This is a genomic window from Pseudomonas poae (genome assembly GCA_028869255.1).
Taxonomy (GTDB): Bacteria; Pseudomonadota; Gammaproteobacteria; order Pseudomonadales; family Pseudomonadaceae; genus Aquipseudomonas; species Aquipseudomonas poae_C.
Genome location: CP110972.1, coordinates 5,334,419 through 5,353,241, shown reverse-complemented (window position 1 = coordinate 5,353,241; position 18,823 = coordinate 5,334,419). Strand labels below are relative to the sequence as shown.

The 18,823-nt window shown below is 61.4% G+C and carries 13 protein-coding genes and 5 pseudogenes; 6 read left to right on the top strand and 12 right to left on the bottom strand.

The genetic code is table 11. From position 1 onward, the window contains the following. Nucleotides 1-18: 18 nt before the first annotated feature. The 6 genes from LRS56_24315 to LRS56_24290 are packed head-to-tail and all read right to left on the bottom strand — an operon-like array spanning nt 19 to nt 4,246. The gene (locus tag LRS56_24315) at nt 19-1,689 is read right to left on the bottom strand and encodes an AMP-binding protein (GenBank protein ID WDU61875.1); all 1,671 of its coding nucleotides are present in this window, start codon (nt 1,687-1,689) and stop codon (nt 19-21) included. Continuing rightward, on the bottom strand, nt 1,686-2,231 hold the full coding sequence (locus tag LRS56_24310; GenBank protein WDU61874.1) for a hypothetical protein: 546 nt from the start codon (nt 2,229-2,231) through the stop codon (nt 1,686-1,688). The genes LRS56_24315 and LRS56_24310 overlap by 4 nt, the downstream gene beginning before the upstream one ends. After that, nucleotides 2,228-2,482 (bottom strand): acyl carrier protein, encoded by a 255-nt coding sequence (locus tag LRS56_24305; protein WDU61873.1) that lies wholly within the window; start codon nt 2,480-2,482, stop codon nt 2,228-2,230. Before LRS56_24305 ends, LRS56_24310 begins: the two co-directional genes overlap by 4 nt. 9 nt (nt 2,483-2,491) lie before the next feature. After that, the gene (locus LRS56_24300) at nt 2,492-2,761 is read right to left on the bottom strand and encodes a phosphopantetheine-binding protein (GenBank protein WDU61872.1); all 270 of its coding nucleotides are present in this window, start codon (nt 2,759-2,761) and stop codon (nt 2,492-2,494) included. Further along, nucleotides 2,739-3,551 (bottom strand): 1-acyl-sn-glycerol-3-phosphate acyltransferase, encoded by an 813-nt coding sequence (locus tag LRS56_24295; protein WDU61871.1) that lies wholly within the window; start codon nt 3,549-3,551, stop codon nt 2,739-2,741. Before LRS56_24295 ends, LRS56_24300 begins: the two co-directional genes overlap by 23 nt. Then, nucleotides 3,527-4,246: a beta-ketoacyl synthase chain length factor gene (locus tag LRS56_24290; protein WDU61870.1), complete on the bottom strand. Its 720-nt coding sequence runs from the start codon at nt 4,244-4,246 to the stop codon at nt 3,527-3,529. Before LRS56_24290 ends, LRS56_24295 begins: the two co-directional genes overlap by 25 nt. A gap of 336 nt (nt 4,247-4,582) precedes the next feature. Between LRS56_24290 and LRS56_24285 the strand changes: the two genes are divergently transcribed. Then, complete coding sequence (locus tag LRS56_24285; protein ID WDU61869.1) at nt 4,583-5,353, top strand: ParA family protein; 771 nt, start codon at nt 4,583-4,585, stop codon at nt 5,351-5,353. A 399-nt stretch (nt 5,354-5,752) separates the two neighbouring features. Beyond that, nucleotides 5,753-5,986 carry a DUF6124 family protein gene (locus tag LRS56_24280; protein ID WDU61868.1) on the top strand — a complete coding sequence of 78 codons (234 nt, stop codon included), beginning with the start codon at nt 5,753-5,755 and terminating at the stop codon, nt 5,984-5,986. Between the two features lie 132 nt (nt 5,987-6,118). On the opposite strand, the gene trxC is transcribed toward LRS56_24280, so the two are convergent. Next, nucleotides 6,119-6,553 carry a thioredoxin TrxC gene (gene trxC / locus LRS56_24275; GenBank protein WDU61867.1) on the bottom strand — a complete coding sequence of 145 codons (435 nt, stop codon included), beginning with the start codon at nt 6,551-6,553 and terminating at the stop codon, nt 6,119-6,121. Nucleotides 6,554-6,785: 232 nt separating this feature from the next. Between trxC and LRS56_24270 the strand changes: the two genes are divergently transcribed. Both LRS56_24270 and LRS56_24265 read left to right on the top strand, forming a co-directional pair. Then, the gene (locus tag LRS56_24270) at nt 6,786-7,082 is read left to right on the top strand and encodes a type II toxin-antitoxin system HigB family toxin (GenBank protein ID WDU61866.1); all 297 of its coding nucleotides are present in this window, start codon (nt 6,786-6,788) and stop codon (nt 7,080-7,082) included. Continuing rightward, nucleotides 7,079-7,480 (top strand): transcriptional regulator, encoded by a 402-nt coding sequence (locus LRS56_24265; protein WDU61865.1) that lies wholly within the window; start codon nt 7,079-7,081, stop codon nt 7,478-7,480. The genes LRS56_24270 and LRS56_24265 overlap by 4 nt, the downstream gene beginning before the upstream one ends. Nucleotides 7,481-7,485: 5 nt before the next feature. Here the strand turns inward: LRS56_24265 and LRS56_24260 are convergent. The 4 pseudogenes from LRS56_24260 to LRS56_24245 form a co-directional block, all read right to left on the bottom strand. Then, nucleotides 7,486-8,948 (bottom strand): annotated as a pseudogene (locus tag LRS56_24260) (YdiU family protein). A gap of 48 nt (nt 8,949-8,996) precedes the next feature. Continuing rightward, nucleotides 8,997-12,381: pseudogene (gene mscK / locus LRS56_24255) on the bottom strand (mechanosensitive channel MscK). Between the two features lie 56 nt (nt 12,382-12,437). Further along, a pseudogene (locus LRS56_24250) lies at nt 12,438-14,181 on the bottom strand (potassium/proton antiporter). A gap of 217 nt (nt 14,182-14,398) precedes the next feature. Then, nucleotides 14,399-16,025 (bottom strand): annotated as a pseudogene (locus LRS56_24245) (methyl-accepting chemotaxis protein). Nucleotides 16,026-16,302: 277 nt separating this feature from the next. Between LRS56_24245 and LRS56_24240 the strand changes: the two are divergent. Further along, a pseudogene (locus LRS56_24240) lies at nt 16,303-16,534 on the top strand (hypothetical protein). After that, nucleotides 16,531-16,821, top strand: coding sequence for a cell division protein ZapA (locus LRS56_24235; GenBank protein WDU61864.1), 291 nt, complete (start codon nt 16,531-16,533; stop codon nt 16,819-16,821). The pseudogene LRS56_24240 and the gene LRS56_24235 overlap by 4 nt, the downstream one beginning before the upstream one ends. Here the strand turns inward: LRS56_24235 and LRS56_24230 are convergent. Beyond that, nucleotides 16,818-18,620, bottom strand: coding sequence for an acyl-CoA dehydrogenase (locus LRS56_24230; GenBank protein WDU61863.1), 1,803 nt, complete (start codon nt 18,618-18,620; stop codon nt 16,818-16,820). The two genes, LRS56_24235 and LRS56_24230, sit on opposite strands and share 4 nt — an antisense overlap. Nucleotides 18,621-18,823: the final 203 nt, after the last annotated feature.

The following is an 18,823-nucleotide window of genomic DNA, read 5'->3' as shown; positions in this document are numbered from 1 at the left end:
CCCGCTCGCCACAAGAGCTTATTCACTTGGCGTCTCCAACACTATCCGGCCGCTGGAGCAGGCGGCGACGCCGTTGCGGTAGGCGAAATAAAGCTTGGCGCGGTCCGCGTCGAAGCGCAGGTGCAGTTCGATGCGGTCGCCTGGGCGTACCAGTTGCTGGAACTTGAGCACTTCCATCCCGGCAAAGGTGGCGGGCAGGTCCAGCAGTTGCTGGCCGAGGTTGAAGGCCCATTCCACCTGCACCACTCCTGGCAGCACCGGTGTGACCGGGAAGTGGCCGCTGAAATAGGCCAGGTCCGGCGGCACACTCAGTTGCAAGGTCCATTCGCCGTCGGCTTCGACTTGCTCCAGAACCTCCGGGGCTTTCGTCCGGGGCGCCAACAGCAGCGCTTCGATGTCGGCCTGGGGCAGCTTGCCCTGGCTGTTCAGCGGCAGCTGGCGCAGCAAGCGCCAACGCCGCGGCAGCGCCAGGGCTTCGCAGTGTTGGCTCAAGTGCTGGCGCAGGGTCTGGGTGACGCTGCGTCGGCCCTGGTTGCGCAAGGCATGCAAGCCTTCGGCGCTCAGCACCACCAGCGCGCCGAGGGAGGCGCGGTTTTCCTGCACCACACCCAGGCGGGTTTCGGCGACCCACGGGTGGGCCATCAGTGCCTGTTCGAGCATGGGCAGGGAGATGCGTTTTTCTTCCAGTTTGACGATGCGGTCCAGGCGGCCCAGCAGTTCGAAACGGCCGTCCGAGTGGATGCGCGCCGCGTCGGCGGTGTGTTCGATATGCCCCTCGGGCAGGTAGGGCGAGGCGATACGCAGCGCGCCGTCGGGATCCTGGCTCAATTGCACGTCGGCAAACGGCTGCCACGGCTGCGCGCCCTGGCGCCAGGCGATGCCGCCGGTTTCCGAGCTGCCGAGGATTTCCGTCGGCCATTGCTGCAAGCGGTCGTAAAGGCTACCGGCCGCTTCGACGGGCAACGCACCGCCTGAGGAGAACACCCGAGCGACCTGGCTCAGCGCAGGCCAGTCGAGGTTGTCGCCCATGCGCTTGAGCAGCGCGGGGCTGGCGACCCAGGCAAATTGTGGGTGCTCGCGGCTGGCGCGCTGCAGGTCTTCGGGGAAGGCCAGTTGCTTGCGCACAAAGGTGCGACCGGCGCACAGCGGCCACAGCACGCGGAACAGCAAACCGTAGATATGCTGGGTGGCCACGCTGCCGATGATGCAGGCGCCTTTGAGGTCTGCGCCCCACAGGGCTTCCAGCGCCTCAACTTCGTTGGCCAGTTGGCGCAGGGTTTTGTCGATACGCTTGGGCTCGCCGCTGGAGCCGGAGGTGCACAGGCTCAGTTGGCAGGCGTCCAGGTCGAGCGCGGCGGGGCTCAATGGCGTTTGGTACAGCGCGTCGAGATCGGCGCCTGCAACCAGCCACGCGTCCACGGCGGCGTCCCAGCGTTGGCGGGTCTGGGGTTGCAGGTCGGCGGGCAGCAGTACGCTGACCCCGGCGCGCCAGGCGCCCAGCAGGGCAATCGCCAGTTCGCCGGCGTCTTCCAGGTGCACCGCCACACGCCGGATGCCACGGGCTTGCAGGCCCGCCGCCAGGCTCAGGGCGTGCGCCCACAGCTGGGCGTGATTCATCGCAGGTTCGGTGGTGACCAAACGGTGTTCCAGCGGCTCAAGCAGCACGTGCTCAAGTTTCAACCCATTCATACGCGGCCTCGAACCCTTTGTCGTACCAGCCATTCCACGGCAAACAACAGCCCCATCAGCCCGTAGGCGATCAGGCCGTTGTACAACGTCCACCAGCTCAGCGGCGCCCACAGGGTGAGGGCGGCGGCGAGCAGGCCATTACACAGAAAAAACACACTCCACACCACGGTGACCTGGCGGGTATACACAATGGCGTGCGGTGGCAGCTGCGGCTCGCTCATGCGCGCCAGGCGCTCGACCATCGGCGGGCCGTATTTCAGGCTCAGGCCGAACAGCGCCAGCATGAACGCGCTGACCAGGCTCGGGTACCAGCGCAGCAGGTGCGGGTTGTCGAACCAGGCCAGCAGCAGGCAAAACACGATCACCGCCACGGCCATCCAGCGGCTGCCCGGGCGCCGTGCGCCGGTGAGTGCGCGCAACAGCCACAGGCTGCCGAGCAGCAGGCCGAATTGCCACGGCGCAAAGTGCTCGGTGCCGTAATACACCGCAAAGGGGTACAGCAGCCCCGCCAGCAACAGGCCAAGGCCGATCAGCCGGCTCATGCGGCAGGCGTGACCAGACGGTACACCGCCTCAACCACGTCGTTGACGGTGCGCACGGCCTTGAATTCTTCGGCGGCGATCTTCTTGCCGGTCTGGCGCTTGATATGGTCGATCAGGTCCACGGCGTCGATGCTGTCGATTTCCAGGTCCTGGTACAGGTTGGCGTCGAGCGTGACGCGGGCAGGGTCCAGTTCAAACAGTTCCACCAAGGCATCGCGCAGGGTGTTGAAAATATCGTCACGAGTTTGCATGGTCCGGTCTCAAGCTGCCTGTCTGGCCGTGACGAACGCCGCAAGGCTGGCCACGTTGGTGAAGTGATTGCGGGTGTCTTTGGCGTCGGCGTCGATTTTTATGCCGTACTTTTTCTGAATCGCCAGGCCCAATTCCAGGGCGTCTACCGAATCCAGGCCAAGACCTTCGCCAAACAGGGTCTGGTCGCTGCCGATGTCGTCGGCGCTGATGTCTTCCAGGCCCAGGGCCTCGATGATCAGCGTCTTTATGTCGTGCTCAAGGCGGTGTTGGTCGCTCATCTTCGGCGAGCTCCTTAATAAAATAGTGATGCAGGTAATCGTTGAGCTTGCGTGAAGCCTGGGGCGCGGGCCCCAGTGCAGCAAAGGCTTGTGGTTCTATATCGGCACCCACCCGCAAACTGAAGTGCACACGGCATTTTGGGATGCGGTACCAGGGTTCGGCCTTGGTCAGGGTAGTGGGGCTGACCTTGATCACCACGGGGGTGATGATTGTCGCACCGCGCAGCGCAATGGCGGCGCCCCCGCGATGAAAGGCAGGCGCCGCGCCGGGTGTGGTGCGGGTGCCCTCGGGAAAGATGATCAGGGTCTGGCCGGCTTGCAGGGCGCCGGCGGCGGCATCAAGCATCTCGGCGCTGCCGTCGTTGCTGATATAGCCCGCGTCGCGAACCGGGCCACGGGTGAAGGGGTTCTGCCACAGGCTCTGCTTGACCACGCAGTTGGCCTGGCGCACCAGGCCGATCAGAAACACCACGTCGATCAGCGACGGGTGGTTGGCGATGATCATCTGGCCGGGGCGGCCGAGTTTTTCAGCGCCCTCGACGGTGTAAGTCAGTACGCCGGCTTTTTGCATCAGCTGAATGAAGAACCAGAACAGCTTGCTGATGGTGTGACGGGCGCGGCGCTGGTGTTTTTCAGCGCTGCCCGGCAGGCAACCGAGCAATGGAAATACCAGTAAACGCAGGCACAGCCCACCGAAGCCGAACAGCGCGAAGCTGGCAGCGGTGGCGAACAGACGCCAGTAATAGGCGTCCCGGTGCTTGTCGGTCAGGGCTTGCGTTGCCAGTTCCATACGCGGTTCTTCCAGGCATGTTGGCAGGCAACCTGTTCGGTGAGCAGGGTGCGCAGCAGGTTCAGGGCATGGGGCCACTGGGTTTGAGTGGGTTGGACAGTGGCGGTGCTCAGTTCCAGCTGCCACTCGTCGCCCGGTGTCAGCAGCAGGCCGAGGGCGTAGGGGAACGGCACGTCCTGGATCCACCCGGCGTAGGCTTCGGGCGGCTGTTCTTCGGTGATCACCAGCAAAACGGCCGGGGCGCCTTCATTCAGCAGCGCGGCGGCTTCGAGCATGCCGTGCTCCAGGCCATCGCCGGCAGCGGCGAGGGCAGTCATCTCGCTGGTTTCATTGCGCAGGATCGACCACAGGCCGATCACCGCGTTATGCACCGACAGGCTGAACTGGGTTGGCGACAGCGGCTGGTCGTTGGCCAGGTCACTCAGGATATCCAGGGTGCGCGGGGTTTCGCCGTGCCGCGAAACAAACACCAGCGGCAGATCCTGCAGGCCCTCGGCCAGCGGCCAGCCCACGCTGAATGCCATGCGCGCCAGACGGCTCAGGCGGCGGCGTTGCATCGCCGGCAGAAATGACACATCGGGGCAGGCTTCGCTTGCAGGCAGCAACACCGGGTTCCGGCACCAGGCGTGCCAGTCGTCCGCGCTCTCAAGGCCAGGGGCCCAGGCACGCCATTGGGCGATGTTGAAAGTGATCACTGAGAAAGTATCCCGCCCCTGCGGGCTTCCATGTGCGGCTTTTGGCCCCGAATACCGGGACAGGGAGCAATAGCCGAATGGCGCGCATTATCCGGGTGCCGTGGGGTTCTAGCAAACATTGGTAAAGAAATGTTCACGGGTAATTACAATTTGCTGGAAGAGATTTACAGATTGTCCTTTACCTGGCGCTGGATTTGACTGTCGGACCATTCCTAATAGCCTGTGTGTCACGTGCGGCCCACCGCTTTAATGCAGCAGTGCATGGATGAACGAGGTAGCTAACAGGCGCTTTTGCCCTCTACACTCGGACATTCATTGATACACGGAGGTTTTTCCATGCGGCGTGTGGTGTTCAATCAGAAAGGCGGGGTTGGCAAGTCCAGCATCGCCTGCAACCTGGCGGCGGTCAGCGCCAGTGAAGGCTATCGAACCCTGTTGGTGGACCTCGATGCACAAGCCAACTCAACCCAGTACCTCACAGGGCTGACCGGCGACGATATCCCGATGGGCATTGCCGAATTTTTCAAGCAAACCCTGTCTTCCGGGCCGTTTTCCAAGAAAAACCGCGTGGATATCTACGAAACACCGTTCGATAACCTGCATGTGATCACGGCGACCGCCGAGTTGGCCGATCTGCAACCCAAGCTTGAGGCCAAGCACAAGATCAATAAGCTGCGAAAGTTGCTCGATGAGCTGAGCGAAGATTACGACCGGATCTACCTGGATACGCCGCCAGCGCTGAACTTTTACGCGGTTTCGGCGTTGATCGCCGCTGATCGTGTGCTGATTCCCTTCGATTGCGACAGCTTCTCGCGCCAGGCGCTGTATGGCCTGCTGGCGGAAATCGAAGAACTGAAGGAAGACCACAACGAAGGCCTGGAAGTGGAAGGCATCGTGGTCAACCAGTTCCAGGCCCGGGCGAGCTTGCCGCAGCAGATGCTCGATGAATTGATTGCCGAGGGCTTGCCGGTGTTGCCGGTGTACCTGGCCAGTTCCGTGCGCATGCGCGAGTCGCACCAGGAGAACAAACCGCTGATCCACCTGGACCCACGGCATAAGCTGACACAGCAGTTTGTGGAGTTGCATAACCTGCTGGAAAACGCCTGATTTCGCGGGTGACACAGCTCCCACATTTGTACCGCGTTTCTGCAGGGGGATTTGGATTGTTCCCACAGAGGCTGTAGGAAGGGTCTTGCAAGCTGCCTCGCGGCTTGTCTCGTTGCCTACAGATAAGCCAGAATCGCCCGGCTTGTGCGTCTGGATGGGCGTCTCTAAGGTTTGCCGGTCACTGAATGTTCAGTGATCGGGTTTAGTAGCCCAATCAGACGAAAGCATGTGCACCGTTCCAAAAGTATGGCGTTTTATCGCCTATCTGATGGTGGCTGTGCGCAGGGCACCTTCGGGTGCGCCGGGTTTTGCTTTCGTCTACCGGTCTACTAACCTGCGCACAGCTGCCACCCCTCGTTTAGTAGCGAAAAGGTGGTGGCCCCAGTAGAGATCGAAAGCATGTTCAAAGCAGATTCCAACGTATTCACCATCACACCCAACCTCCCCACCGAAACCCTCGTGCTCAACAGCTACGAAACCTTCTCCAGCGTCCGAACCCTATTGCTCGGCCTGTCCAACGACCTCGCCGGCGAACACCGCGATGTGGCCCTGGCTATCCATCAATTGAGCGAGCTGGGCGTATTACTGGTCGGCCAGATGATGGACCGCGAAGCCCCGGTGGCCCAAGCCTAAAACGCGGTCAAAAATGTGGGAGCGGGCTTGCTCGCGAATGCGCAGTGTCAGCTGATACATGTGCAAGCTGACACCGCGCATTCGCGAGCAAGCCCGCTCCCACACTGTCCGGTGTCGTCCAGAGGATCTGTTTTACACCCCTTGGCTACGCAACCACCCCATCAACTGCGGCAACGGAAACGCCCCACTCTGGCGCGCCACTTCGCGGCCGTTCTTGAACAGAATCAAACTCGGAATCGAGCGAATCCCCAACTGCGCCGACAACTGCTGGTTGGCCTCGCTGTCCAGCTTGGCCAGCCGGCACTTGCCCTCCAACTGCCCGGCCGCCTGCTCAAACACCGGCGCAAACGACTTGCACGGCCCGCACCACTCAGCCCACACATCCACCAGCAACGGCAAATCGCCCTTGATCTGGCTGGCGTAGTCGCCCTGTTTCAACTCAAAAGGCTTGTTCAACAACACCGGCTGCTTGCAGCGCCCGCATTTCGGCGCATCACCCAGGCGTTCGCCGGGGATGCGGTTGAGGCCGTTGCAATGGGGGCAAGGGATTACAAGAGGTTCGGACATGGTGGGTTCCTTGGGGGCCAATGGAGTGTATTTGGAGCCAAGCCCGAGGTTTATCAAGGCACAAACCCGACGACTCATCCACTCACAGTTTGCCGATGCTGATACGAGCCCGAGTATCTAGGCTGTTGGTGCTTGTTCTGTTTTGCGCCACCTGTCTGTTTGCGGCTATAGCAAATTGCGATAGTCGGGAATCGGGTTTAACCTTCATAGCAAGATGCGATAAGGATGTTGCATGCGAGTGATCAGCGAGAAAAGGATATGGGAAGCGAAGGGAAAGTGGCCACGCTCGGCATCGGCTTTGGACCAGTGGTATCGGGTAATAAGGCGAAATTATCCCAAAGACTTCGCGGCGATGAAAACCATGTTTCCCGCCACGGATAAAGTCGGGGAGTTTCACGTATTCGATATTGGCGGCAACAAACTGAGGTTGATCGCGGGTGTGGAGTATCAGGCGCAGCGCGTTTACATCAAGCACCTGCTTGATCATCGCGATTACGAGAAAGATAAATGGAAGGAAAAAATCAGATGAGCGCGCTTATGCGAGTAGCGGCCGAACACTGGCAATTCGTTTCGCCAGTGATGCGCAAACCAGAAAACGAGGCAGACTACGACGCGCTGGTGTGTGGTTTGGACGAGCTGCTGAGCCTGATCGGCGAAAACGAGGACAGCCCGCTGATGAGCTTGGTGGACATCCTCAGCGACTGGATCGAAGCCTATGATCATGAGCATCGCCCCATGCCCGTCGCCAGTGGAGTCGATGTGCTGCGCTATATGATGCGCGAACATAACCTTACCCAGAGTGACCTGCCGGGTGTGGGCGCGCAATCGGTTGTGTCAGAGGTGTTGAGCGGCAAGCGCCAGCTCAACGTGCGACAGATTCGTTGGCTGGCTGAGCGGTTCGGGGTGTCAGTGGAAACCTTTATCTGAGGTTTTCAAGATGAACAACTGATCTCCAAATGCTTCCCCCAATCCGGCGGCCGCTGGGCGTACTGCTCCATCCCCGCTTGCTCCTCAAATGGCTTGCTCAGCACCTCATGCAGCCGCCGCACTTCGCTGTAATCGCCCGACTCGGCGGCGGCGATGGCGTTTTGCGCCAGGTAGTTGCGCAGGATGTACAGCGGGTTGACTGCATGCATGCGCTCACGGCGCTCTGCCTCGGTGCTATCCCCGTCTCGCTCAACGCGGGCTTTGTACAGCTCGGCCCAGGCATCGAAGCCGGCCATGTCGACGAAGTCATCGCGCAAGCGGGTTACCGCCAACGCCGCCGACTCATCGCCCAGGCGGCGGAAGAACAGCGTGTAATCCACGCCGCTGTTCTGCATCAGCTTCAGTAACTGCTCCACCAGCGTTTGGTCATCGTCTTCGGCGGTGGTCAGCCCCAGGCGACGACGCATCAGGTCCAGGTAATGCGCCTGGTACAGCGGCAGGTACAGGCCAAGCGCTTCTTTCAAGGCGTCGACGCTGATAAACGGCGTAAGCGCCTGGGCCAGCGCGCTCAGGTTCCATTGCCCGATCGGCACCTGGTTGCTGAAGGAGTAACGGCCTTCATGATCGGAGTGGTTGCAGATGAAGTGCGCATCGAAATCATCCAGAAACGCAAACGGCCCGAAGTCGAAAGTGATGCCGAGGATCGACATGTTGTCGGTGTTCATCACGCCGTGGCAGAAGCCGTAAGCCTGCCATTTGGCGATCATTTCGGCATTGCGTTCGACGATTTCGCGGAACATCGCGAGGTAAGGTTCAGGCTGTTCCTTGCACTCGGGGTAGTGCAGCGAAAGCACGTGTTCGGCCAGTTCCGCCTGCTGTTCGGGCTTTTGGTGTAGTAGAAATATTCGAAATGCCCGAAGCGGATATGGCTGGGTGCCAGGCGCAGCACCATGGCGCCGCGTTCCTGTTTTTCGCGCCATACCGGGGTGTCGGAGCCGATCACGCAGAGTGCGCGGCTGCTGGGAATGCCCAGGGCATGCAGGGCTTCGGAGGCGAGAAACTCACGAATCGAGGAACGCAGCACCGCGCGGCCATCGCCCATGCGCGAGTAGGGGGTCATGCCGGCGCCCTTGAGGTGCAGGTCCCAGTGCTCGCCAGCCTGGTTATACACCTCGCCCAGCAGCAACCCACGGCCATCGCCCAGTTGCGGCGTGTAGCCGCCGAACTGGTGTCCGGAATAGACCATCGCCCGGGGTTCCGCTTCGGCCCACAGCTTGTGGCCGCCGAACAGTTCGGCGAACACCGGCGTTTCGGCCACGGCCGGGTCGAGGTCGAGCAGGGCCATGGCGGCATTGCTTGCCACGACAAGGCGCGGTTCGTCGAGGGGCTCGGGTAATACGTGGGTTGAGAACGCGTCGCCCAGGCGTGCGAAGCGGTTGTCGAAGGTCAGTTCGTCGAGGGCTTTCACCGGCCATCTCCAGCAGAATGTCCGAGCATTCTGCTGGGGATAGGGCGTTTAGTCGACTTTGCTGGGCGGTGGTTCCGGCGCATCGTCGACTTTGCCGGGTGGCGGCTCGGGCGCGTCCTGCTCTGCGGCAGGCCCGGCGATGGTCTTGCGATCATCCTCGACCGGCACCAGTTTGTACTCTTGGCCGTGCATGTTCTTGAGGTACACCTCCATCTGCCGGAACGAGATGTTGATGTGCTGCTTCTTGAACTCACGGTTGATATAGCGGTTGACCTCGTCCAGCACCGGGTTGCGGTCACCGAGGTCGCGCACGTGCATGCGCAGTTCGTGGTCGAGGGTGCTTTCGCCGAAGTTGAGGAAGTACACGTGCGGTTCTGGTTCTTTCAGCACGCGCGGGTTTTCCCTGGCGGCCTTGAGCAGCAATTCCTTCACCAGGATCCAGGTCGGAGCCGTAGTCCACACCCAGCTTCAAGGTGACGCGAGTGATGGTATCGGTCAGCGACCAGTTGATCAGTTGTCCGGTGATAAACGTCTTGTTCGGGACAATGATGTCCTTGCGGTCGAAGTCGGTGATGGTGGTGGCGCGGATACGGATCTTGCTCACCGTGCCCGACAGGTTGCCGATGGTGATGGTGTCGCCGATGCGCACCGGGCGTTCGAACAGGATCATGATGCCGGAGATAAAGTTGGCGAAGATCTCCTGCATCCCGAAGCCCAAGCCTACCGACAGCGCCGCCACCAGCCATTGCAACTTGTCCCAGCTCACGCCGAGGGTGGACAGGGTGGACACAAAGCCCACGCCGGCAATCACATAGGACAGCAGTGTAGTGGTCGCGTAGGCGCTGCCCTGGGCCAGTTCCAGCTTGGACAGCACCAGCACCTCCAGCAAACCTGGCAGGTTGCGCGCCAGCGCGAAGGTAATACCGATGATGATCAGCGCGCCGAGCAAGTCGCCGATGCTGATCGGCACCATGCTGATATTGGCGCCGGTGCCGCTGGTGTATTCGTAGAGGGTGACGTTGTCGAGGTACGAAAACACCGAGATCAGGTCGGACCACACCCAGTACAGCGCGGCGATAAAGCCGCCGAGCAAGGCCAGGCGGATCAGTCGCATCGACTGTTCGTTGACCTGTTCGATGTCCAGGGTCGGCTCTTCGATCACCGCTTCGCCGTCGCCGGCCTCTTTGGCGGCCTGGCGTTTGGCCAGGGCCCGCGCATAGGCCAGGCGTCGTGCGGCGACGCCCAGGCCGCGTACGAAAGTGGCTTCGATCACCAGCCAGAACATCAGCAGGTACAGGGTATTGATCAAGCGGTCACTGAGCTTGAGCGCGGTGTAGTAGTAGCCAAAGCACACCGCGATAAACAGCGCGACGGGCAGGGCGGTAAACAGCAGGCCTACGGCTTTGCGAAACAGCGAGGCTTTTTCGTGGGTCGGGCTATTCAGCAGCAGGCGGCCGAGCAGCCAGGCCATCAGGGCGTAGCAGGTCAAGACCACGCCGATGCCCAGCACGTCGTCGGCGAGCGCCGCCGGTTGATGCTCGGCAATCGCCACCACGGCCACCAGCGCCAGCACCACCAAGCCGAGCTTGCGTACCCAGCCCTGGAGGAATTCGACCTGGGGTTTTTCCCAGCGGAAATGCAGTTCGGCCACGCCACCCGGCGCCAGGATGCGGTAGGCGGTGTAGAACACCAGCCATGCCTGGGCAATTTGCAGCAAGGCCGCGCCGAGGTTGGCGTTTTGCCCACGGGCGTCGATCTGCAGCGCATAGCCGCACAGCGCCAGGCCCAGGGCGACCGGCATGGCCAGCAGGATATTGATCAGGATGGCCTGCGGCGTGTGCCACTGGCTGTCGCGCTTGAAGTGGCCGATGTCCAGGTGCACCTTGTTCAGGCGCTGGTACAGGTTTTTGCGACGCCACAGCAGCGCGCCGATCAACAGCAGCAGCGGCAGGAACAGCAGCGGGCGCTGGGTCAGGCCGTCGTACAGTTCGCTGACGCTGGAGGCCCAGGGCAGGGTGGTGACCTGCTTGCTCAGGTGCGACGGGACGGTTTCCAGCCACTCGGTGTCCAGCGGCTTGTTGCTGGGGATCCAGAACATTTGCTCATCCAGCGTCGCACGCAGGGTGGTGGCGGTGCTGAGCAGTTGTTTCTGGTTCAGTTGCAGGGTGATGGATTCGTTCAGCAGCGCGCTCAGCTCACGGCTCAGGCGCTCCAGCAGGTCGCTGCGGGTGATCGCCAGTTCCAGCAAGGTGCGGCGTAACTGCGGGGTAACGTCTTGCGGTGGCTGGTTGGCCAGCAAGTTATCCACATAAGTGCTCGGGGAGCTGATCAGTTCGCGCTGCTGGTTGACCTCGAACTGGTATAGGCGAATGTTGGCGATATCGTCCGCCAGGTCGCGGTCGACCGTCAGGCGTGGCAGCGCCTGTTTCTGTTTATAGAGAATCTTGGACAGCAGCAGGCTGCCCTTGAGCACGTTGATCTGCTCGTCCAGGGCCGAGTCGCTCTGGGTCACGGTGTCCAGTTGCTGCTTGGTCTGCAGGTTTTTCTGGGTCAGGTCGTTGAGGCGGTCGGTGCTTTTAAGCAGGTAGTCGGACAGCTTCAGGTTCGCCGCGCTTTCGGTGGCCAACAGGCCGCTGCCGCCGGCTTTCTGCGCTTCGATGGACTGTTGGGTCACGGTCTGTTGGGACTGGGCCAGGCGTTTCTGGTTGATCAGGGTTTGCAGGTCCTGGATCTCTTGCTCAAGACGTGCGGTTTTTTCCACCACCAGGTCGTGCTGGCTGTTGCCCAGGTCTTGCAATTGGCTGTTGCCGGCCAGTTCCTGGCGGCGCAGGGGGATCAGCGCATTCAGCGCGGCGAGTTCGGCGTTCAGCTGGTTGCGCTGGTCGCCGCTGAGGGTTTTGCCATTGTCTTTGCCGGCCTTGAGGATCGCGTTGATCTGCTGGATGCGCGTCTGGCTGCTGCTGATTTCGGTTTGGGCGCGCTCAGGGCGGGTCTGGGCGGCGATGGTCAGGCTGTTGGCGTCGGCCAGTTCCTTTTGCAGGTCACCTTGCTGGGTGGTGCGCTGCACCAGCAATTGCTCAAGCTGTGGCACCGGCAGGGTGGCGTAGCGCTGGGCCACCGGGATCACCTTGGTGGCCTTGAGCCGGACCAGGTCGCGCTGGTTGTCGGTGGTCTGGCGCGGCGCGTCCTCCAGCTGGCGCTTGAGGTCGGCCAGGCGCTGCTCGTAATCCTGCTTGTTGCCCAGGTAGGTCAGGGTCTGTTGCAGAATCGACTGCAGCGCCTTCATGTCGGCGTCGGGCAGCTTGCGGTCAGGCAGTTTGTCCAGGCTTTGCTGGATGGCGTCGGCGCTGGGCGGGTCGGCGGCGTATACGCTGCCGACACAAAGGGTCAGGCCCAGCAGGGCAGTGGCTAAGAAGGTGCGCAGGATTGTCATGGATACCGATCGAGCAAGGCAAAGAAAGTGAGGGCGTGGCGCCATAGCCCCGCAGTTTAGAGGAAGAGTCCAGGGCCTGGACGACTCCCTTCGGGGAATTTGACGCCGACTTTTCCGATCTTGTTCCCGTCCATGACCGCAACGGTCCAGAGGGTGTTGTTCCACTCTACCTGATCGCCCACTACCGGTGCGCCGCCGACTTTTTGAGTGATGAAGCGGCTCAATGGCATATCCGGGTCGATCCCCTCGAGCTTGAGCCCGTACAACGCGGAAACCGCGCCCAGCTGGGCGTCGCCTTCGAGTACGAAGTCGCCGAAGAAACGCAGGTCGAGGCCGCGTTGTGGTGCCTGGCTGAACAGTTTGCCCAAGGCCGGGAGGTTGTGTTCGTGGCCGATCACGCAGAGCAGATCGTCGACTTCCAGCACGGTACTACCCGACGGATGGAGCAGTTGTTGGCCACGGAACAGCGCGGCGATCCGCGTGCCTTCAGGCATTTTCAGCTCGCGCAGGGCCGCGCCGATGCACCATTTTTCCGCGCCCAGGCGGTAGACAAACAGCTCCCACTCGCTGGTGACGTGCACTTCCAGGGCGGCGCGGGAGATCGGCGCAGGGTCCGGCGGTACGGTCACTTTCAGCAGCTTGGCCACCCACGGCAGGCTCGTGCCCTGTACCAGCAGCGAGACCAATACGATAAAGAACGCCAGGTTGAAGTACAGCTGCGCATGGGGCAGGCCGGCCATCAGCGGGAACACCGCCAGAATGATCGGCACCGCGCCGCGTAGGCCGACCCAGGCGATAAAGGCTTTTTCGCGACCGTGGAACGCCTTGAACGGCAGCAGGCCGACCATCACCGACAGCGGCCGTGCAAACAGGATCATCCACAACGCCAGGCCCAGCGCGGGCAGGGCGATTGGCAGCAAGTCATGGGGCGTGACCAGCAGGCCCAGCACCAGGAACATGCCGATCTGCGCCAGCCAAGCCATGCCGTCGAGCATATGCAAAATGCCATGACGGCTGCGCACCGGGCGGTTGCCGATCACCAGGCCGCACAGGTACACGGCGAGGAAGCCGCTGCCGTGCAGGGCGTTGGTCACCGCAAACACGAACAGGCCGCCGGCGATCACCAGGATCGGGTACAGGCCGGTGGCCAGGTTGATGCGGTTGACCATCTGCAGCATCAGCCAGCCGCCGCCCAGGCCGACGATGCCGCCGATGCCGAACTCGCGGATCAAATGGGTCAGCAGGCTCCAGTGCAGGCCGGTCTGGCCGCTGGCGAGCATGTCGATCAGGGTGACGGTGAGGAACACCGCCATCGGGTCGTTACTGCCGGATTCGATTTCCAGGCTGGCGGTGACCCGTTCGTTCAGGCCCTTGCCGCCGAGCAGCGAGAACACCGCCGCGGCGTCCGTGGAGCCGACAATGGCACCGATCAGCAAGCCCTGGATGATATTGAGGTCGAACAGCCAGGCGGCGGCCATGCCGGTGAGGCCGGTGGTGATCAACACCCCCACTGTGGCCAGCGATAACGCAGGCCAGAGTGCCACACGGAAACTCGCCACCCGTGTGCGCAGACCGCCGTCGAGCAGGATCACGGCCAGGGCGAGGTTGCCCACCAGAGTAGGCGGTCGGGTAGTTATCGAAAATGATGCCGCCGCCGTCGACGCCGGCGACCATGCCCACGGCCAGGATAATCACCAGAATAGGGATACCGAGGCGGGACGAAAGAGAACTCACCAGAATGCTCGCACTCACCAGCAACGCGCCGATCAAGAACAGGCTGTTGATGGTCGTCGCATTCAAAGGCAGTACTCCATAAGCAAACAAGACGGGGCGCAAACTGACCATGCAGTCTGCGTGCCAGCGATTCTAACCTGTTGAATTGCTGCGCTGTCAAAAAGCTTTTAAGGACATGCGTTATCCAATGTGGGAGCTGGCTTGCCTGCGATGCTGGCACCGCGCTGGGTCAGGTTCACCCAGGAGATGCCATCGCAGGCAAGCCAGCTCCCACAGAAATCGCCTACAGGCGGAACCGCCCCACCATCCCGTTCAGGTCCACCGCCAACCGCGACAGCTCACTGCTCGCAGCGCTCGTCTGGCTGGCACCCGTTGCCGACTGCACCGACAAATCACGAATGTTCACCAGGTTACGGTCCACTTCCCGCGCCACCTGCGCCTGTTCTTCCGCCGCGCTGGCGATGACCAGATTGCGCTCGTTGATCTCGACAATCGCCGTGTTGATGGTGTCCAGCGACATTCCGGCGCCTTTGGCGATGTTCAAGGTTGATTCTGCGCGTTCGGTGCTGTTGCGCATCGAGTCCACGGCATGCTCGGTACCGGCCTGGATGCTGCCGATCATGCGTTCGATTTCGCTGGTCGATTGCTGAGTGCGATGGGCCAGAGCGCGCACTTCATCGGCGACCACTGCAAACCCACGGCCGGCTTCCCGGCCCGTGCGGCTTCAATCGCCGCGTTCAAGGCCAGCAGGTTGGTCTGGTCGGCCAGGCCGCGAATCACGTCCAGCACCTTGCCGATGTCCCGCGACTCGTTGGCCAGGTCGCCAATCAGGGTGGCCGTGGCTTGCACGTCACCGCTCATGCGTTCGATGGCGCTGACGGTTTCCTGTACTATAGGTCACGGCCGTCACCGGCCGAGGTGGTGGCGTTGCGTGAGGCTTCGGAGGTGCTCACCGCGTTGCGGGCGACTTCTTCGACGGCACTGGTCATCTCGTTGACGGCAGTGGCGGCTTGTTCGATTTCGTGGTTTTGCTGGGTGAGGCCACGGGCGCTCTCGTCGGTGACGGCGTTCAGCTCTTCGGCCGCAGAGGCAAGCTGGGTGGCGGAACCCGAGATACGTTGCAAGGTGTCGCGCAACTTGTCCTGCATCTTGGCCATGGCGGCCAGCAGGCGGCCGGCTTCGTCGCTGCCGTCGACCGTGATCGGGCGCGTCAGGTTGCCTTCGGCGATTTCTTCGGCGGCACCCAATGCCTGGGAGATCGGCAAGGTGATGCTGCGGGTCAGCAGCCAGGCGAACAACAAGGTCAGTGCCGTGGCGATTACCAGCAGGCCAATCACCCAGTCAAAGGCCATGTTGTACTGGTCTTCGGCCTGTTGGTTGGTGGCCAGGGCCGCCTTGTTGTTGTAGTCCAGCAGGCGGTTGAGCACGTTGTTGACCTGAGTCGGAGTTGCTCAACAGCTCGGTGTTGAGCAGGGTGCGCAGCTCTTCGATCTGGTTGGCACGGGACAGGCTCTTCATGCGCGCTTCAATTTGACGGTACTGGTCAAGCAGGCCCATGTATTCGTCGTAGATCGAGCGCTCTTCACGGCTGTCGATCAGCTTTTCGTAGATGGCCTGGGCGGTGCGGATCTGCTGGTTGCGCAGTTCGAAGTTTTCCAGGGTTTTTGCTGAACCTCCGGTTCGCGGTTGGTCAGCAAGCGATAGGACAAAACCCGCAGGCGCAAAGTGAGTTGGGTGAATTCATCGAGGGCGCGAATGCTCGGCACGCTGGACAGGGTGATGTCTTGGGTGGCGCTACGGATCTTGCTCATCTGGTTCAGCGCGAACACACCGAGAAACAACATCAATGCGCCAATTAACGCGAAGCCGAGGAAGGCCCTCGGAGCGATATTCATATTACGAAGCGACATGCGGCAATCCTGGGGATAAGCGCGATCCGTGCGGCCATGAGAGGGGGTGTGCTTCGCTATCGGTCGTACGACTAAAGTCTAAAGGGGGCTGTGCGTTTTTGTCGCATCTGACGAGGGGTTGCGCGGATTCAGGAACCAGATGGGGTAAATGCAGTCACTAAGGCTCGAAAGTGTGGCCCGCCCCTTAAAAAACGGGCTGCACGCCGGGGATAACCCTGGCTTGCGAGGTGAATTTTCTTTATCGTCACCGCCCTTTGAAAAAACCCGAGAAATCAAAATGTTAGAAGCATCCCTCAGCCAGCTTGAACAGCTTGTCACTGACCTGAGTACAGCAGAATCAGGACCTGCTCGGCAGCAACGAATCCCTTAAGGCGGAACTGGCCCGCGCCAAGGATGAGAACGACAGCCTGCAATTGAACCTGATGGAACAGGAAGAAAAGCACGGTGCCACCGCCGCCCGTATCCAGGCGTTGGTTGAGCGTGTGAGCGCAGGGCCTGTCAGCGCATGAATGAAGGGATAAAGGTCGTTTCGATTCTCGGAGAGGATTACTCGATCAAGGCACCGGCCGGGGAAGATAAAACCCTGATGCACGCCGTGACCATGCTCAAGGCGTCCCTGGCCACCACCAAGAAAAAGTACCCGACCCTGATCGGTGACAAATTACTGGTGCTGGCGGCGCTGAACCTGTGCGCCGAGCAGATCGAGCTGCAGCAGGCTCACCAGCAGGAACTCGACCGTTACCAAGAGCAAGTCAGCGCCACGGTCGAGGTGATTTCCAAGGCGATCCAGCCTTAGAACCACTCATCCTGCATGCCCAGGCACGTGTCATCGCGTGCCTCCAGTATTGCCAGTTCATGATGGCAGCTTGGTACCTCCCAGGTCAGGAAGTACCGAGCGGCCTGGAGCTTGCCTTTATAGAAGGCCGCATCCGCCGCATTGCCCTTGGCCAACCCCTCTTCGGCGCGAATCGCCTGTTCCAGCCAGCGCCAGCCAATCACCGTATGCCCGAATACCTTCAGATACAGCACCGAGTTCGCCAGGCTGCTATTGACCTTGCCCTGGGCGAGATCCGTCAGCAGGCCAAGTGTTACGCGTTGCAGGTTCGCCACCAATTGTTCCAGTGGTTCTCGAAGTGCCGTCAGTGATGAGTATTCCTGCGCCCGGGCGCCGGTCTCGGCGATCAGGCGAATCAACTGTTTCAAGCCTGCGCCGCCGTTCTGCGCGAGCTTGCGCCCCAGCAGGTCCAGGGACTGGATGCCATGGGTGCCTTCATGGATCGGGTTCAGGCGGTTGTCGCGGTAGTACTGCTCCACCGGGTATTCACGGGTGTAGCCGTGGCCGCCGAGGATCTGGATCGCCAATTCGTTGGCCTTGAGGCAGAACTCCGAGGGCCAGGATTTGACGATCGGCGTCAGCAGGTCCAGCAGTTCGTGGGCGTGCTTGCGTTCGGCGTCGGTGGGCAGGGTGGTGGTGTCATCGAACAGCCGTGCGGCGTAGAGGCCGAGGTCGAAGGCGCCTTCCACGTAGGATTTTTGGGTCAGCAGCATGCGTTTTATGTCTGCGTGCTGGATGATCGAGACCGGCGCTGTTGTGGGATCTTTGCTATCGGGCAGGCGGCCTTGCGGCCGTTCGCGGGCGTACTCCAGCGAGTACAGGTAGCCGGCGTAGCCGAGCATCACCGCGCCCATGCCCACGCCGATGCGCGCTTCGTTCATCATCTGGAACATGCAGCTCAAACCCTGGTGCGGCTTGCCCACCAGGTAGCCGACACAGTTCCCGTTATCGCCGAAATTCAGCGCGGTGGAGGTGGTGCCGCGCCAGCCCATCTTGTGAAACAACCCAGCCAGCAGCACATCGTTGCGCTCGCCCAGGCTGCCGTCCTCGTTTACCAGGAATTTAGGCACGATAAACAGCGAAATGCCTTTCACCCCTGGCGGCGCGTCCGGCAACTTGGCCAGCACCATGTGCACGATGTTTTCCGACAGCGGGTGGTCGCCGCCGGAGATGAAGATCTTGTTGCCCTTGAGCCGATAGGTGCCGTCAGCCGCAGGCTCTGCGCGTGTACGAATATCCGACAACGACGAGCCGGCATGTGGTTCGGTCAGGGCCATGGTGCCGAAAAAACGACCGTCGATCATCGGCTGCAGGAAGCGCTGTTTTTGCTCCTCGGTGCCGAAGCTTTCGATCAGGTTGGCGGCGCCCATGGTCAGGAACGGGTAAGAAGTAGACGCCGCGTTGGCCGACTGGAAGTGCGCGAAACACGCCTGGGACAGCAGGGTTGGCAACTGCATGCCACCGGCTTCGAAGCTGCGGGCGGCGTTCAGGAAGCCCGCTTCGAGGAACGCGTCCACGGCCGGTTTCACTTCGGGAATCAGAATCGCCTTACCGTCTTCGTAGCGCGGTTCGTTCTCGTCATTTTTGCGGTTATGGGGCGCGAAGAACTTCTCGGCGATGTTTCGGGCCGTACTGATGGCGGCGTCGAAGGTTTCGCGATTGTGCTCGGCAAACCGCTCGCGCTGGGTCAGGCCCTCGGCATCGAGGACTTCGTACAGCTCGAAAGCCAGATTGCGGGAACTGAGCAGCGTCTCGGACATGGCGGCTTACCTTCTAAAGGGAATGGCCTGAGTCTAAGTGCGCGAATAGAGGCTGGATAGCAAGATTGATCTGGGTGATGGAGCGGCAAAACAACAGCGCAAGGCTTGCACAGTCCATGTGGGAGCTGGCTTGCCTGCGATGGCATCGCGGCGGTCTGTCAGTAGCACCGCGTCGCTTGCATCGCAGGCAAGCCAGCTCCCAC

Excerpts from the sequence above, each read along its gene's own strand:
- LRS56_24230 (WDU61863.1), bottom strand. The coding sequence starts at position 18,620 with ATGTCCGAGACGCTGCTCAGTTCCCGCAATCTGGCTTTCGAGCTGTAC.
- LRS56_24315 (WDU61875.1), bottom strand. The coding sequence starts at position 1,689 with ATGAATGGGTTGAAACTTGAGCACGTGCTGCTTGAGCCGCTGGAACAC.
- LRS56_24265 (WDU61865.1), top strand. The coding sequence starts at position 7,079 with ATGAGCGCGCTTATGCGAGTAGCGGCCGAACACTGGCAATTCGTTTCG.
- LRS56_24300 (WDU61872.1), bottom strand. The coding sequence starts at position 2,761 with ATGAGCGACCAACACCGCCTTGAGCACGACATAAAGACGCTGATCATC.
- LRS56_24235 (WDU61864.1), top strand. The coding sequence starts at position 16,531 with ATGAATGAAGGGATAAAGGTCGTTTCGATTCTCGGAGAGGATTACTCG.
- LRS56_24305 (WDU61873.1), bottom strand. The coding sequence starts at position 2,482 with ATGCAAACTCGTGACGATATTTTCAACACCCTGCGCGATGCCTTGGTG.
- LRS56_24270 (WDU61866.1), top strand. The coding sequence starts at position 6,786 with ATGCGAGTGATCAGCGAGAAAAGGATATGGGAAGCGAAGGGAAAGTGG.
- LRS56_24285 (WDU61869.1), top strand. The coding sequence starts at position 4,583 with ATGCGGCGTGTGGTGTTCAATCAGAAAGGCGGGGTTGGCAAGTCCAGC.
- trxC (WDU61867.1), bottom strand. The coding sequence starts at position 6,553 with ATGTCCGAACCTCTTGTAATCCCTTGCCCCCATTGCAACGGCCTCAAC.
- LRS56_24310 (WDU61874.1), bottom strand. The coding sequence starts at position 2,231 with ATGAGCCGGCTGATCGGCCTTGGCCTGTTGCTGGCGGGGCTGCTGTAC.
- LRS56_24295 (WDU61871.1), bottom strand. The coding sequence starts at position 3,551 with ATGGAACTGGCAACGCAAGCCCTGACCGACAAGCACCGGGACGCCTAT.
- LRS56_24280 (WDU61868.1), top strand. The coding sequence starts at position 5,753 with ATGTTCAAAGCAGATTCCAACGTATTCACCATCACACCCAACCTCCCC.